The organism is Marinobacter sp. CA1 (assembly GCF_020546665.1).
Lineage (GTDB): Bacteria > Pseudomonadota > Gammaproteobacteria > Pseudomonadales > Oleiphilaceae > Marinobacter > Marinobacter xestospongiae.
This window is the reverse complement of the sequence record NZ_CP071785.1, coordinates 1,518,555-1,534,347: the sequence shown is the minus strand read 5'-3', so window position 1 is coordinate 1,534,347 and position 15,793 is coordinate 1,518,555. Positions and strand designations below refer to the sequence as shown.

The 15,793-nt window shown below is 62.4% G+C and carries 14 protein-coding genes; 9 read left to right on the top strand and 5 right to left on the bottom strand.

Annotated features, from left to right (window positions below):
• Positions 1–35 precede the first annotated feature (35 nt).
• Entirely contained in the window at positions 36–650 is a 615-nt protein-coding gene (locus J2887_RS07200; RefSeq protein ID WP_227175306.1) for a TetR/AcrR family transcriptional regulator, read from the bottom strand.
• Between the two features lie 196 nt (positions 651–846).
• Between J2887_RS07200 and J2887_RS07195 the strand changes: the two genes are divergently transcribed.
• From J2887_RS07195 to J2887_RS07160, 8 genes are all read left to right on the top strand, one after another.
• Complete coding sequence (locus J2887_RS07195; RefSeq protein ID WP_227175305.1) at positions 847–2,658, top strand: acyclic terpene utilization AtuA family protein; 1,812 nt, start codon at positions 847–849, stop codon at positions 2,656–2,658.
• Positions 2,658–3,524 carry an SDR family oxidoreductase gene (locus J2887_RS07190; protein ID WP_227175304.1) on the top strand — a complete coding sequence of 289 codons (867 nt, stop codon included), beginning with the start codon at positions 2,658–2,660 and terminating at the stop codon, positions 3,522–3,524. The genes J2887_RS07195 and J2887_RS07190 overlap by 1 nt, the downstream gene beginning before the upstream one ends.
• An 11-nt stretch (positions 3,525–3,535) precedes the next feature.
• Positions 3,536–5,152 (top strand): acyl-CoA carboxylase subunit beta, encoded by a 1,617-nt coding sequence (locus J2887_RS07185; RefSeq protein WP_227175303.1) that lies wholly within the window; start codon positions 3,536–3,538, stop codon positions 5,150–5,152.
• Positions 5,153–5,245: 93 nt separating this feature from the next.
• Complete coding sequence (gene atuD / locus J2887_RS07180; protein WP_227175302.1) at positions 5,246–6,403, top strand: citronellyl-CoA dehydrogenase; 1,158 nt, start codon at positions 5,246–5,248, stop codon at positions 6,401–6,403.
• Between the two features lie 27 nt (positions 6,404–6,430).
• Entirely contained in the window at positions 6,431–7,264 is an 834-nt protein-coding gene (locus tag J2887_RS07175; protein ID WP_227175301.1) for an enoyl-CoA hydratase/isomerase family protein, read from the top strand.
• A 9-nt stretch (positions 7,265–7,273) separates the two neighbouring features.
• Positions 7,274–9,253: an acetyl/propionyl/methylcrotonyl-CoA carboxylase subunit alpha gene (locus J2887_RS07170; RefSeq protein WP_227175300.1), complete on the top strand. Its 1,980-nt coding sequence runs from the start codon at positions 7,274–7,276 to the stop codon at positions 9,251–9,253.
• A complete protein-coding gene (locus tag J2887_RS07165) occupies positions 9,250–10,077 on the top strand; it encodes an SDR family oxidoreductase (RefSeq protein WP_227175299.1) in 828 nt (275 codons plus the stop codon). The genes J2887_RS07170 and J2887_RS07165 overlap by 4 nt, the downstream gene beginning before the upstream one ends.
• 59 nt (positions 10,078–10,136) lie before the next feature.
• The gene (locus tag J2887_RS07160; RefSeq protein WP_227175298.1) at positions 10,137–11,966 is read left to right on the top strand and encodes a long-chain-acyl-CoA synthetase; all 1,830 of its coding nucleotides are present in this window, start codon (positions 10,137–10,139) and stop codon (positions 11,964–11,966) included.
• Between the two features lie 36 nt (positions 11,967–12,002).
• Here the strand turns inward: J2887_RS07160 and J2887_RS07155 are convergent, their stop codons facing one another.
• From J2887_RS07155 to J2887_RS07140, 4 genes are all read right to left on the bottom strand, one after another.
• On the bottom strand, positions 12,003–13,004 hold the full coding sequence (locus J2887_RS07155) for a 2-hydroxyacid dehydrogenase (protein WP_227175297.1): 1,002 nt from the start codon (positions 13,002–13,004) through the stop codon (positions 12,003–12,005).
• 59 nt (positions 13,005–13,063) lie between these two features.
• Entirely contained in the window at positions 13,064–13,531 is a 468-nt protein-coding gene (locus J2887_RS07150) for a hypothetical protein (RefSeq protein WP_227175296.1), read from the bottom strand.
• Positions 13,532–13,535: 4 nt separating this feature from the next.
• On the bottom strand, positions 13,536–14,297 hold the full coding sequence (locus J2887_RS07145; protein ID WP_227175295.1) for a hypothetical protein: 762 nt from the start codon (positions 14,295–14,297) through the stop codon (positions 13,536–13,538).
• A 118-nt stretch (positions 14,298–14,415) separates the two neighbouring features.
• Positions 14,416–14,769 (bottom strand): hypothetical protein, encoded by a 354-nt coding sequence (locus J2887_RS07140; RefSeq protein ID WP_227175294.1) that lies wholly within the window; start codon positions 14,767–14,769, stop codon positions 14,416–14,418.
• Between the two features lie 272 nt (positions 14,770–15,041).
• Here J2887_RS07140 and J2887_RS07135 point away from each other — a divergent pair, with 272 nt between their 5' ends.
• Complete coding sequence (locus J2887_RS07135) at positions 15,042–15,791, top strand: hypothetical protein (protein ID WP_227175293.1); 750 nt, start codon at positions 15,042–15,044, stop codon at positions 15,789–15,791.
• Positions 15,792–15,793 lie beyond the last annotated feature (2 nt).

Genomic DNA, 15,793 nt, shown 5'->3' with positions numbered 1-15,793 from the left:
AGCAGTGGTACAAACGTACCATATAAAAGTAAAACTCAGTGAGAGACCGCCAGGGTGAGCATCACCTGATCGGTCAGCTCCGCCAGGTCCATGCCACCGTCCGAACGGTACCAGGTAATAGTCCAGCTCAGGGCGCCAGTCAGCAATCGACGGACCACAAATGCATCGGCCTTGATCGCTCCCGCTTCCGCCAGCGTTGCCAGCACATCCAGCCACAGCTGCTCGTAGATGTCCCGCAACGCCAGCACCTCGGCCTGAGCGCCATCAGACAGGCTGCGCCATTCGAACACCAGCACCGCCATGGCCTCACCGGTCTGCCCCAGCACCGACTCCAGCTCCGCCCGGATCAGTGCCCTCAGCTTGTCTTCATGACTGTCCGCCGCCTCCACGGCAGCCCGCATCAGGGCGGTGTTGAGCTGGATGGTTTCCACCATCACCGCCTTGAGAATGTCTTCCTTGGAGCGGAAGTGATGAAACAGGCTGCCGGACTGAATTCCGACCGCGGCCGCCAGATCACGCACCGTGGTGCGTTCATAGCCTTTGTCACGGAACAGTTTGGCGGCTTCTTTCAGCAGGCGCCCACGGGCGCTGGCGGGGTCGGAAACAACGTTGTCGGCAATCAGAGTCTTGAGGATGGTGTCTTGGTTCACAGGCAATTCCGGTCGATTCGGGGCAGATCCCCTAGTTTACCCGGATTCGGCCTATTTACAAACCAAGCGCTTGCTTGGTATCTTGCCAGCACAACAATCGACAAGGCTGCCTTCACGCCACCCCCGGCCGCTACAAACCAGAGCGTCGGGACGTTCGGCACCTCGTCACTCCACTGTCAGGAAAGGACAACAAGCCATGGCAGATCCAACCAATCCCGGCACCGTTCGCATCGGCTGCTCCGCCGCCTTCTGGGGCGATACCGAAACCGCCGCCCGACAGCTCGTCAGCAAGGGCAACATTGATTACCTGGTCTCCGACTATCTGGCTGAAATCACCATGTCGATCATGGCTGGTCAGAAGATGAAAGACCCGGGCGCAGGCTATGCCCGGGATTTCGTGCAGACGGTGATGGGCCCACTGCTGGCCGACATCAAGGCAAAAGGCATCCGCGTGCTCAGCAACGCTGGCGGGGTCAACCCGGTAGCCTGTCGCGATGCCCTGCAGGCGCTTTGCGACAAGGCCGGCATCGAGCTGAAGATTGCCCTTGTCCTGGGTGATGACCTGCTGCCCCAGAAGAAAGCCCTGGCCGACGCCGGCACCACCGAGCTGGCTACCGGCGCACCGATGCCCGCGATGATGGTCAGTCTCAACGCCTACCTGGGCGCTCCGGGACTGGTGGCCGCACTGGCCCAGGGCGCGGACATCGTAATCACCGGTCGGGTGGCCGACAGCGCGCTGGTGCTGGCACCACTGGTGCACGAATTCGGCTGGCAGTGGGACGACTACGATCGGCTGGCCCAGGGTAGCCTGGCCGGCCACCTGCTGGAATGCGGTGCCCAGGCCACTGGTGGCAACTTTACCGACTGGCAACAGGTCGCCGACGGCTATGAAGACATGGGCTTCCCGATTGCCGAGGTGTCTGCCGACGGCGACGTGGTGATCACCAAACCCGACGACACCGGCGGCCAGGTTACCTACGGTACCGTTGCCGAGCAGCTGGTTTACGAAATCGGCGATCCCCGCGCCTACCTGTTGCCCGACGTCAGTTGCGATTTCACCCAGGTCCAACTGGAGCAGCAGGGACCGGACCGGGTCCGGGTCAGCGGAGCCCGGGGGCGCAAACCCACAGACAGCTACAAGGTGTCCGGTACCTGGCCCGATGGCTTCAAGTGCACCGTCACCTTCCTGCTGGCCGGTATCGATGCCCCCGCCAAGGCCGAGCGGGTCGCCAACGCCATCCTGGCCAAGACCGGCCGGATGTTCGAGCAACGGGACCTGCCCCCCTACGCCGACACCCATGTTGAACTGCTCGGCACCGAGGCCACCTACGGCCCCCACGATCAGGGCGGACAATGCCGCGAGGTGGTGGTGAAGATCAGCGTTGCCCATGCCAAGAAAGAGGCCCTGGTACTGTTCTCCCGCGAGATTGCCCAGGCCGCGACCGGCATGGCGCCGGGGCTCACCGGCATCGTCGGGGGCCGGCCGACGGTATGGCCGAAGATTCGGCTGTACTCCTGCCTGGTTGCCAAAACCTCCGTGACGGTCACCGTCGACCTGAACGGTGAGATCACCCCGATTGCCGTGGACACCGCTGGCGGCTTCGATCCCGCCACCTTGCCAGACGACGACCTGACCATCGCTGCGCCGGCTACCGATACCGAAGTACGCCTGATCGATCTGGCCTGGGCCCGCAGTGGCGATAAGGGCGACCACAGCAACATCGGTGTGATCGCCCGCCGCGCCGAGTACGCGCCCTACATCGCCGCAGCCCTCACAGAGCAGCGGGTCGCGGAGTGGATGGCACACACCCTGAACCCGGACACCGGCCGCGTGCTGCGCTGGGCACTGCCGGGCCTCAATGCCTTCAACTTCCTGCTGGAGCACAGCCTGGGCGGCGGCGGTGTCGCCAGCCTGCGCATCGATCCCCAGGGCAAGGCCTTTGCCCAGCAGTTACTTGAAATCCCGGTTCCCATTGCGTCCGCCGTTGTGAAAAAAGGAAGCCACTGATGAGCTATCAATCCGTACTTCGTCCCGGCCTGTTCGAAGGCCAGACCGTCATTGTTACCGGGGGCGGCTCCGGCATCGGTCGCTGCACCGCCCATGAACTTGCCTCTCTGGGCGCCCGGGTGGCGTTGGTCGGTCGCAAGGCCGAGAAGGTGGAAGCCGTTAAAGCGGAGATTGAAGAAGACGGCGGCGTTGCCAGCGCCCACGTCTGCGATATCCGCGAGGAGGAGTCTGTCAGCGCCACGGTCAAAGCCATCATCCAGGAACACGGCGGCCTTCACGCAGTGGTCAACAACGCCGGTGGCCAGTTCCCCTCGCCGCTAACCGGCATCAACCAGAAAGGCTGGGAAACCGTCGTCCGCACCAATCTTACCGGTGGCTTCCTGATGGCCCGTGAGGCCTATACCCAGGCGCTGTCGAAATCCGGGGGCGCCATCGTCAACATTGTCGCCGACATGTGGGGCGGTATGCCGGGTATGGGACACTCCGGCGCAGCCCGTGCCGGCATGGTCAACTTCACCCAGACCGCCGCCTATGAATGGGGTCACTCCGGAGTCCGGGTCAACGCCGTCGCGCCGGGCTGGATCGCCTCCAGCGGCATGGACAATTACCCGGCGGCGATGCGGGACTGGATTCGCAACCTTGCCACCCACGTGCCGCTCAAACGCATGGGTACCGAGGCGGAGATCAGTGCCGCCATCTGCTTCCTGCTCAGCCCGGGGGCAGCCTTCATCAACGGCGACTGCCTGCGCATCGACGGCGGCGCCTCCCAGGGCTCACCGATCTGGCCACTGCCAGACGCCAACAACAACGAGCCTTTCAACGGTTTCCATCGCAGCAGCACACCAAAAGTGCTCAGCGACGACTGAGGAGCAACCCGATGGAAGTACTGACCAGCACCCTCACCCCGGAGTCTGACGAGTTCCGCGACAACGCCGAGGTCATGGAAGGCCATATCCAGACCTGGCGTGAGGTGGAACAGAAAGTGCTCGACCTGGCCGAGTCAGCCCGGGAGAAATTCACCAAACGCGGCAAACTGCTGCCACGGGACCGCATCAACCGGCTGCTGGATCGGGGCACCCCGTTTCTGGAGCTGTGTTCCCTAGCCGGCTACAAGATGCACGATGACAAGGATGGCAGCATGGCCGGCGGCGGCATCATTGCCGGTATCGGCAGCGTCAGTGGCATTCGCTGCCTGGTGGTTGCCAGTAACAGCGCCATCAAGGGCGGCACCATTACCCCCGCCGGACTGGACAAGACCCTGCGGCTGCAACAGATCGCCATGGAGAACAAACTGCCGGTGGTGTCACTGTCCGAGAGCGGAGGCGCCAACCTCAACTACGCCACCGACATCTTTGTGCTCGGCGCCCGCGGCTTCGCCAACCAGGCGCGCATGTCCGCCGCCGGCATTCCCCAGGTAACCGTGGTCCACGGCAACGCCACCGCCGGCGGTGCCTACCAGCCCGGGCTGTCGGATTACGTGATCGCAGTGCGTAACAAGGCCAAGATGTTCCTCGCCGGGCCGCCGCTGCTGAAGGCCGCCACCGGGGAAGTCGCCACCGACGAAGAACTGGGTGGCGCCGAAATGCACGCCCAGGTCGCCGGCACTGCCGAATACCTGGCAGAGGACGATGCCGATGGCATTCGCTACGCCCGCAACATCCTCGCGTCCCTGCCCTGGAACGAACAGCTGCCCGCCCGCCAGGAGCCCAGCTGGGAGGAGCCCCAGCTTTCGCCGGAGGAACTGATCGGCGTCGTACCGTCCGACGCCAAACGCCCCTACGATGTTCGCGAGATTATCGCCCGGATTGCCGACGGCTCCCGCTTCATGGACTTCAAGAACAACCTGGATGACCAGACCGTCTGCGGCACCATCCGCATTGAAGGCCACTCGGTGGGGGTGATCGGCAACAACGGCCCGATCACCCCGGACGGCGCCACCAAGGCGGCGCAGTTCATCCAGCTTTGCGACCAGGCCGGTACGCCACTGCTGTTCCTTCACAACACCACCGGCTTCATGGTGGGCACCCATGCCGAGCAGAACGGCATCATCAAACACGGCTCGAAGATGATCCAGGCCGTCGCCAACTGCCGGGTGCCCAAGATCGCCGTGGTGGTGGGTGGCTCTTACGGTGCCGGCAACTACGCCATGTGTGGCCGCGGCCTCGACCCTCGCTTCATTTTCGCCTGGCCCAACAGCCGCACAGCGGTCATGGGACCGGCCCAGGCCGGCAAGGTGATGCGGATTGTCGCCGAGGACAAACAGCGGCGCAGTGGCGTTGAGCCGGACGAAAAAACACTGTCGTTCCTCGAACAGGCCACCGCCAAAAAACTGGAGGAAGGCTCCACCGCCCTGTTTGGCACCGCCCGCCTGTGGGACGACGGCCTGATCGATCCCCGGGATACCCGGCGAGTGCTGGCACTGGCGCTGTCGGTGTGCCGAGAGGCAGAGGCCAGGCCACTTCGCCCTAACAGCTTTGGTGTCGCACGGCTTTAATGCGGGCCAACCGGGCAGCGGGCAAAGAGCTGCCCGCAAGCACCCAGTATCTCATTGACAACAAGATTGATAACCGAACACACGGAGAGAACCATGAAATTCACCGCCGAACACAACGCCCTGCGCAAGACCGTCCGCGATTTTGTCGAGAAAGAGATCAACCCCCACTGCGATGAGTGGGAGAAAGCCGGCGAATACCCCATCCATGACCTGTTCAAGAAACTGGGCAACCTGGGCCTGCTGGGCATCCAGAAGCCGGAGGAATATGGCGGTATGGGGCTGGACTACAGCTACAACCTGGTGGCGGCTGAAGAATTCGGCCTGGCGCTGTGTGGTGGCGTACCGCTGTCCATCGGTGTGCAAACCGATATGTGCACCCCGGCCCTGGCGCGCTTTGGTTCCGATGAACTGAAGCGGGACTACCTGGCCCCGGCCATCGCCGGCGACATGGTCGGCTGCATCGGCGTCAGCGAGGTCGGCGCCGGTTCCGACGTGGCGGGCCTCAAGACAACAGCCCGCAAGGACGGCGAGGACTACGTCATAAACGGCTCCAAGATGTGGATCACCAATTCGCCACAGTCCGACTTCATCTGCCTGCTGGCCAACACCTCGGACGATTCGGTGCACAAGAACAAGTCGCTGATCATCGTGCCAATGAACTCCCCCGGCATCAGCTTCAGCACCCACCTGGACAAGCTCGGCATGCGGTCGTCGGAAACCGCGCAGGTATTCTTTGACGATGTCCGGGTGCCCCAACGCAACCGTATTGGCGCCGAGGGTACCGGCTTCATGATGCAGATGCTGCAGTTCCAGGAGGAACGCATGTGGGGCGCGGCCAACGTGATCAAGGCGCTGGAGAGCTGCATCGACAAAACCATTGAGTACTGCCGCGAGCGCAAGACCTTCGGTCAGCCGCTGATCGACAACCAGGTCATTCATTTCCGCCTGGCCGAGCTGCAAACCGAAGTCGAGGCCCTGCGCGCCCTCACCTACCAGGCCTGCGAGCTGCACATTGAAGGCAAGGACGTCACCCGCCTGGCCTCCATGGCCAAGCTCAAGGCCGGCCGTCTTGGCCGCGAAGTCACCGACAGCTGCCTGCAGTACTGGGGCGGCATGGGTTACATGTGGGACAACCCGGTGGCCCGGGCCTTCCGGGACGTTCGGCTGGTGTCCATCGGCGGCGGTGCTGACGAAATCATGCTCGGCATTATCTGCAAAATGATGGGCACCCTGCCCGGCAAGAAAAAGTAACCGGCGCCAGGCCACGGGAGAACAGCCATGACAGACCTACCCCATTGCGAAACCCTGACCCTGGCTCGCCAGGGCCATGCCCTGCTGGTGACCCTGAACCGGCCCCAGGCCCGCAACGCCATGAGCCTGCAGATGGTGGCGGAACTGGCCACTGTGTTTACCCAGATCAACGCTGACGATTCGATTCGCGCGGTGGTGTTGCGGGGCAGCGAAGGCCACTTCTGCGCCGGCGGCGACATCAAGGACATGGCGGGCGCCCGCAGCCAGCCGGCCGGTGACGGCGAGCAGGACCCGTTCTACCGCCTCAATCGTGCCTTCGGCCATATGATCCAGCAGGTCAACGAATCCGCCAAGGTGGTGATCGCCGTGCTGGAAGGGGCCGTGATGGGGGGAGGCTTCGGCCTCGCCTGCGTGTCAGATGTGGCCATCGCCGGCCCCAGCGTCCGGTTTGGCCTGCCGGAGACCAGCCTGGGGGTGATTCCGGCTCAGATCGCGCCGTTTGTGGTGGAGCGCATTGGCCTGACCCAGACCCGACGCCTGGCCCTGCTGGGGCTGCGCATTGATGGCGAAGAGGCGGTACGGCTGGGCCTGGTGCATCAGCTCTGCGCCGATGAGACAGCGCTCAACGACGCCATCACCGAGGCTCTGGATCGGGTTCGCCACTGCGCTCCAGCGGCAACCGCCAACACCAAACAACTGCTGCACCGGGTCGGCAAGGAACCGATGCACAGCCTGCTGGACGACGCCGCCGAGCAGTTTGCGGCCGCGGTCCGCGGCAGCGAGGGCGCCGAAGGCACGATGGCGTTCATGCAGAAACGTCCACCCGCCTGGGCTGAAACCGGCCCGGACGACCAACACTGAGGACTCGCCATGCTGAAGAAACTGCTAGTCGCCAACCGCGGCGAAATTGCGGTGCGGGTCATCCGCACTGCCCGTGCCCTCGGCTACCGAACGGTGGCGGTGTACTCGGACGCCGACGCCCAGTCGCTGCACGTGAAAGCCGCTGACGAGGCCGTTCATATCGGCCCGGCCCCGGTGGCCGCCTCCTACCTCCGTGCCGATGCCATTCTGGAGGCCGCCCGCAAGACCGGCGCGGACTGCGTTCACCCCGGCTATGGTTTCCTGTCGGAGAACGCCGATTTTGCCAACGCCTGCACCGACGCCGGCCTGGTGTTCGTGGGCCCACCCGCTGCCGCCATTGAACTGATGGGCAGCAAGCGCCGCTCCAAGATCGCCATGCAGGCCGCCGGTGTACCAGTGGTGCCCGGCTTTGAGGGCGACAACGCCAGCGACGAGGAACTGATCGCCGCCGCCCGTGACATCGGCTACCCACTGATGATTAAGGCCTCTGCCGGTGGTGGTGGCCGAGGCATGCGGCTGGTGCATCAGGAATCAGAGCTGGCGGACAACATTGCCCGCGCCCGGTCAGAAGCCAAGCAGGCCTTTGGTGATGACGAGCTGATTCTGGAGAAAGCGGTTATCGAACCCCGCCACATCGAGATCCAGATGTTTGCCGACGACCATGGCAATGCCGTCTACCTGGGCGAGCGGGACTGCTCCATCCAGCGCCGGCACCAAAAAGTGGTGGAAGAAGCGCCCTCACCGTTCGTGACTCCGGAACTGCGAGAGGCCATGGGGAAGGCGGCGGTTCAGGCGGCCCTGGCCTGTCAGTATCGCGGTGCCGGCACCGTGGAGTTTCTGGTGGACCGGGAGCGCAACTTCTACTTCCTGGAGATGAACACCCGCCTGCAGGTGGAGCACCCGGTCACCGAACTGGTGACCGGCCAGGACCTGGTGGCCTGGCAACTGGCGGTCGCCGAGGGCGCCCCCCTGCCCCTGAGCCAGGACCAGATCACCCTGAACGGTCACGCCATTGAGGTGCGGCTGTACGCCGAAGACCCGGCCAACCAGTTCACCCCCCAGACCGGTCACCTGTCGCTGTTCGAACCGGCCCGTGGCGAAGGCATCCGGGTCGACAGTGGCATCTGCAGCGGCGATACCGTCACCCCCCACTACGACCCCATGCTCGCCAAGGTCATTGCCTGGGGACAGGATCGGGACCAGGCCCGTCGCCGGCTGGTTCGGGCGCTGGAAGACACCCGGGTGTTCGGCGTCACCACCAACCGCTACTTCCTGAGCCGACTGATTGACCACGACGTATTCGGCGCCGGCGAAGCCACCACCGCGTTCCTGACGCAGCACTTCGCAGACGATCCGTCACTGAACACAGCGGAGCCGTCACTGAAACAACTGGCACTGGCGGCCGCCATCCTCAGCGACAACCCGGACCAGCAGGGCTGGAGCAACGCCCTGGCTACGGTAACACCGATGCGGCTGGCCACCGATGACGCCCACTACGAGTTACTGGTCCGGCGTCAGCAGGATCAGCTCACCGTCACCCTGGGCGACGACCAGTACCAGTTGAGCATCCTGACCGTCGCAAACGGTGAGCTAGGCTATATCGACAATGGGGTACGTCAACATTGCCAATATCAGCGTTCGGGGGATCACCTATATTTGCAGGCGTTCGGGCAGTCGGCCCGATTCCGCGACCGTACCCATCAGCCGCCGGATGTGGATGCCCTGTCAGGCTCCGGACGCATCCTGGCCACCATGGACGGCGCCATTGTCGACGTCCCGGTAACGGAGGGACAAACCGTCCGCCAGGGGGATGTCGTGGTGATCCTGGAGGCCATGAAAATGGAGCATCCGGTCAAAGCCGATCGGGACGGCCAGGTGGCCGGCATCCACACCCGCCAGGGCGACCAGGTCCGCCGACAGCAACTGCTGGTAGAGATCACCCCCACGGACAGTGACGACACACACGCATCGAAGGAATCCGAACAATGAGCCGACTGACCAACCGAACCGTTTTTATCACCGGGGGCAGCCGTGGCATCGGCCGCGCCATCGCCCTCGCCTGCGCCCGGGAAGGCGCCAACGTGGTGATTGCCGCCAAGTCCGACACCCCGCACCCGAAGCTGCCGGGCACCATTCACTCGGTCGCGGAGGAAGTGCGTGAGGCCGGCGGCCAGGCCCTGCCACTGGTGCTGGATGTGCGGGACGACGCCATGGTCAAAGCCCGCATCGATGAGGCCGCGGAGCACTTTGGCGGTCTCGACATGCTGGTCAACAACGCCGGCGCGATCCGCCTGCAGGGCGTCGAGAAGCTCAAGCCCAGCCGTTACGACCTGATGCACCAGGTCAACGCCCGCGCGGTATTCACCTGCAGCCAGGCGGCGTTGCCGTGGCTGAAGCAGTCCGACCAGGCCCACATCCTCAGCCTGTCGCCGCCACTGAACCTGGCACCCAAGTGGTTTGCCCAGTATGGCCCCTACACCACCACCAAGTACGCCATGACCATGTTGACCCTGGGCATGGCCGAGGAATTCCGCAGCCATGGCATCGCCGTCAACGCGCTGTGGCCGAAAACCCTGATTGCCACCGCCGCCATCGAGTTCGAAGTGGGCGGCCCACAGATGATGGCCCAGGGCCGCAAGCCCGAGATCATGGCCGATGCGGCGCTCAGCATCCTGTGCCGCGGTGACCACTCGCTCACCGGCCAGGCGCTGATCGACGAGGACCTGCTGCGACAGGATGGCATCACCGACTTTGAGCATTACCGGTATGGCGACGGCAGCAAACCGTTGCTGCCGGACCTGTTCCTGGACTGACCCGGAAGCGTCGATCTTCCGGGCACATACCAATAACAACGTACCAACTGGATGATCGTATGACCGAACATACCGTTTCCGCACGTGACCTTGTCCGCAGTCTGCCTGGCATTCTGCGGCGCTTTCCCACCATTGCCCGGGGCTTCTACTACTACTCAGTCAAGGACGACCAGAAGCCCCTGACCCTGGGCACGCTGATTGAACGCAATGCCCGGCGTTACCGCAACCGGCCGGCCATTCTCAGCGATGACTTCCGCATCAGCTGGGGCGACTTCAATGAGTGGGCCAACCGCTATGCCCACTTCTTCCGCGTCCAGGGCCTGCAGAAAGGAGACGCCATTGCGGTGTTCCTGGAAAACCGCCCGGAACTGCTGGCGGTGGTTGCCGGCGCCGCCAAGATTGGTGTGGCCTGCGCCATGCTGAACACCTCCCAGAAAGGTAAGGTACTGGCTCACAGCATCAACCTGATCGAACCCAAGATGGTGGTGGTGGGCGAGGAACTCACCGACGCCTTCGACGGCGTACGGGACGAGCTCCAGCTGGACCATCCGCAGCCGTTCCAGTTCCTCGCGGATGCCAACACCCTCAACGTGTTTGGCGATGCCCCTGAAGGCTACGCCAACCTGGCGGAGCAGGTGAGCGGCTTCCGTGGTGTCGACCCGGTGGTACTGGACCCGCCCACCCTGGGTGATACCGCCATCTACCTGTTTACCTCCGGCACCACCGGGCTGCCGAAGGCGGCTCCCGGTTCCCATCGCAAATTCATCAAGGCCTATGGCGGCTTCGGGCTGATGTCCCTGAACATGGAGCCGGAGGATGTGCTCTACTGCACCCTGCCCCTGTACCACGGCACCGCGCTGCTGGTGTGCTGGGGCTCGGTGCTGGCCGGTGGCTCGGCCATTGCCCTGCGGCGCAAGTTCTCCGCCAGCGCGTTCTGGGACGACATCCGCCGCTACCAGGCCACCACCTTCGGCTACGTCGGCGAGCTGTGCCGCTACCTGCTGAACCAGCCTGCCAGCGACCAGGACCGCCACCACACCCTCACCAAAATGATCGGCAACGGCCTGCGACCTTCCATCTGGAAACCGTTCAAGGAACGCTTTGGTATCGATACCGTGGCCGAGCTGTACGCCTCCAGTGAGGGCAACATCGGCTTCAGCAACTTCTTCAACATGGACAACACCGTGGGCTTCTCCACCGCGCCCTACAAACTGGTGAAGTTCCACGAGGGTACCCGCGACCCGATCCGCAACGATCAGGGTTTCATGGAAGAGGTCGCACCCGGGGACCCCGGTCTACTGATCGGAGAAATCACCAAGAAGTGGTCGTTTGAGGGCTATACCCAGAAAGAAGCCACCGAGAAATCCATTCTCCGCGACGCCTTCAAGAAGGGTGACGAATGGTTCAACACCGGTGACGTGCTGAAGGAGATTGGCTTCCGCCACCTGCAGTTCGTCGATCGCATGGGCGACACTTTCCGTTGGAAGGGCGAGAACGTTTCCACCACCGAGGTTGAAAACATCATTGACGGCTCCGGCATGGTGGAAGAAGCCATCGTCTACGGCGTCGAAATTCCCCACACCAACGGCAAAGCCGGCATGGTCACCCTGGTGCCCCAGAACGGCGGCGCGTCATTCGACATCCAGGCACTGTTCGTCTACCTCAACGACAACCTGCCAGCTTATGCGGTGCCCGTCTTCATCCGGGTGACCGACGGCATCGAGAAAACCGGCACCTTCAAGTACCGCAAAGTCGACATCCAGAAACTGGGCTACAGCACCGCCAAAGCGGAGGATGATGTGTACGTCTGGCTGCCGAGAACCCAAGAATACACCCTGGTGACTCCGGCACTGGAGCAGGACATCAGCGATGGCAAGGTCAGCTTCTGAGGGGGCTGGCTGAGCAACTGGGCACAGGTGACCGGACTACCCGGCCACCTGTGACTGAATCACCCGGTTGCCACACTCGCCGGTGCGGTCGAACTCGTCGAGGTTGGCCAGCGTGGTCGAGACAATGTTTTCCAGGGCGTTGCGGGTAAAGAACGCCTGATGCGCGGTGATCACCACATTGGGGAAGGTCAGCAGGCGGCTGAAAACATCGTCCTGGATGACCTGGTCGGACAGGTCCTCAAAAAACAGATCGGCTTCCTCCTCATAGACGTCCAGCCCGAGGTGACCAATCCGGCCGGATTTCAGGCCGGCGATCACTGCCCGGCTGTCAATCAGTGCACCCCGGCTGGTGTTGATCAGCATGACGCCCGGCTTCATCTGCGCGATCGCCGCTTCGTTGATCAGGTGACGGCTTTCCGGCGTCAACGGACAATGCAGGGACACCACATCCGACCTGGCCAGCAGTTCCTCCAGCTCCACGTAGCGCACCCCCAGGCTGAGGCACTCGTCATGGGGATAGGGGTCCGTTGCCAGCACCGTCATACCAAACCCGGTGAGAATACGGGCCAGCACCCGGCCAATCTTGCCGGTACCCACAATGCCCGCCGTGCGACCGTGAAAATCAAACCCCATCAGCCCCTGCAACGCAAAGTTGCCCTCCCGGACCCGGGCGTAGGCGCGATGGAGGTTGCGATTGAGCGACAGCATCAACGCCACGGTATGCTCGGCCACCGCATAGGGTGAATAGGCCGGCACCCGCAGCACCGGGATACCCAGCCGCTCCGCCACCGCCAGGTCCACGTTATTGAACCCGGCGGATCGCAACGCCACCACCCGGGTACCAGCCGCCGCCAACTGCTCCAGCACCGGCCCGGAAAGATCGTCGTTCACAAACGCACACACCGCCGGATACCCTGCCGCCAGGGAAGCCGTGGTGGCATTCAGATGCGGCTCCAGAAACGTCAGTTGATGATCTTCGTTGAGCTGCTCGAAGATCTCCTGCTCATAGGGCTTGGTGTTGAATACGGCGACTTTCATAGTGGTAACCCTGCTGGAAGAACCGGAATCTATGCTTTAACGATAGCATCTGAATTTGCTCACTTCGCCTCCCACTCCCGCCGATAGGGCCGGTCACAGAACGCCGCCAGATCCTTGCCATAGGTCTCCGCCCGGGAGCGCCCTATCCTGCGCAGCAACGGCAGGCGCTGACCCTGACGGGTGACCAGCACCAGATCATACCGCCTGGCCTCCAGCAACGACGCGGCGGTGCAAAAGCCGACAACGTCCGCCAGCGGAACTTCCAGCTGCGCGGCCGGATACAGGCTGCGAATGGACTGCCGGAGGACACCCCGTTGCAGATCGATCTCCAGCTTGTGGCAACCGAAGAGGGCGTGCCAGGCCAGCGTGGCGGCGGTCGCCCAGCCCAGAATGGCGCCGATCTCCGCGGGCATGCCAAACACTGCCAGCGGAATCACCACCAGCATCAGCGGTACAGCCATCAACCAGGCCCAGCGACCAAACACCAGACGCCCCTGAGTCGGCGAGACGATCTTCCATTTGCTCATGCCATTATCCTCCCAGCAACGACAGGCCATACCCGATCAGCACAAACGCAGGAAACGCCAGCGCCAGCTTTAACAGCGGCCGCTGATCCCAGACCGGTACATAGTGACCCGGTGAGCCAGCCGCCTCGGGCATCGGAGAAGCCGTGCCGGAAACCGTCGCGCCGGGCCTCTTTGATTGAGCGGTGGTTGATTGAACGCCCGTTGGTTGCGGGCTGGGCGCCTCGGCAGCCTCAGCGTCCAGGGGCCGTGTCTCGGGCCAGCAGGTCACCCGATCCATCGCCCGAACCCCATAGACCGACTGGAGAAAACGGGCGAGAGCAGCGGTATCGTCCCAGCTGCCGATGGTGTAGCGATGGTCAACAATCTCCAGCTGACAGCCCTGCTCCACCGAAGCAATCGGGGCAACCACCGCGGTTACGTCGGCCAGCAACCAGCGCTGCCGCTCCTTCCGCGGTGTACGCCACCAGCCACGGCGCTCCACCAGCGCCTGTTCCGTGGCATCGAACACCAGGTGCTGCCGTACACCGGTCAGTATCAGTGTTGCCAGTGCCAGCAACCCGGCAACCACCGCATAGAACACACCTTCCCCACCCTCCAGCACCACCACCATCACCGCGGACGGCAGCAAGCAGATCAGGCAGATGAGCCCGATCATCACCCGCAGGGTCTGACGGGCGCCAATAAAGTAATGCCAACCCAGGCGATGCTGCTTCAGGTGCCAGCGGACGCCCCATGGCAAACCGGGGTAGTTCGACACTTCAATCATTTCTTCTCTTTATTCAGCAGGATACGGCCGCAGCATAGCACGGGTCAGAACGCTGGATGGAGATTGCGCGGAGCGATGAACGCAAAGGGCGGCAGCGCTCGCAGACATGACGAGCGTCTTATAACGGCGGCCACCAGGAAGGCACGTCTTCCTGAACGTTGTCCCGGGCCTTCTGGAACAACGGCCCGACCCAGGAGTCCGCCTGAAAGATCAGATAATGCGAGGTCTCCCCCTGGTCATCGCGAACCTGAACCATGCCGTAAAGGGCCTCGGGATCGGGGCGTTGTTCACGAGGCAGATTCGGATGCAGGTGCGGCGCCAGTTGTTCATACAGCGCCTGCACATCGAACGTCCCAGGCGCCAGCGGAATCATCTTGGGGTGGGCCGCATAGGCCAGAAACGCATCACCATTGCGGGACACCGACAGCCGGTGCTCGCCAGCGGGATAGGCAACACTGAGCGAAACCGGCACAGCCATCTCCGCCCAAACCGGGCCACCGACGAGCACAACACACCCCAACAACCACCGCCGCCCCCCCCGAAACACCCTTGGTTCTTTACCCTGGATAGTTGATGCCATACGACCTCCCTGCTCCGGCCTTCCCGGGAACACAGGTTAAGAGACGGCCCGAGACAGTGTTAGCGCATTATGCCATGGGATGAAACGGCGACAACGAAACGCCCGTCACTATACGAACAGGCCTTGATACCCAAAGCGACACCGTCATCGGGATACTATGGCATATGACAAATTTCGCACCGCGACAACCAGCAGCAAAAGTGCTAAGCCCTTGCCAGGGCGAGGGTTTGCGTTTAGCGTTGGTGGAGGAATGTGTCGGGGTATTGCGTATGGTGATGTGTTTAAACACGGCATGTGACGTTGAATCAATGTTAAGCATTTCGGGGGGGGGAATAGTGACAATTGAGGCAATATTGCAGCCAGCGGTTGTCGCTGCCATCGTTTCCGCCATTGTTGGGCCGCTGATCTTCTTCTTTTTAAAGCGCTGGGATGACAAGAAACGAAGAAACTTCGAGATACGTTATGAAGAGTACAAGCACTACCTAAAGGCATTAGAGCAGATTGCCTCGTCTAGTCATGCTGACTTTGAGCGCTTTATGAGCGAAACTTATGCAAACTGCATGAATGAGATTCTTACTACGGAGGGGCAGTCTTCTGATCCGTTGGTTCGCCTTAATCAGGAGGTGAACAATCTTACAGCATATATCCGGAAATCCTTCACTCAAGCAACACAAGAACTTCACGGTCTGCGCTTGGTCTGTTCCGAGAAGCTTCTCCAAAAAGTTAACGAGTACGTAAATATACAGCGCGAGCTTATAGATTCATCGTGTTCCGTAATGAGAAACCTGAATCAAATGGACATAAATAATCCAAGCTCAAGCCTATCCGGCGAGATGAAGGAAAAAGGCGAAAGAACCCAAGTGCTGTTTGAGGAAATCGTGCGGCAAATGAGAAAGGAGCTTGGAATCAAATGATG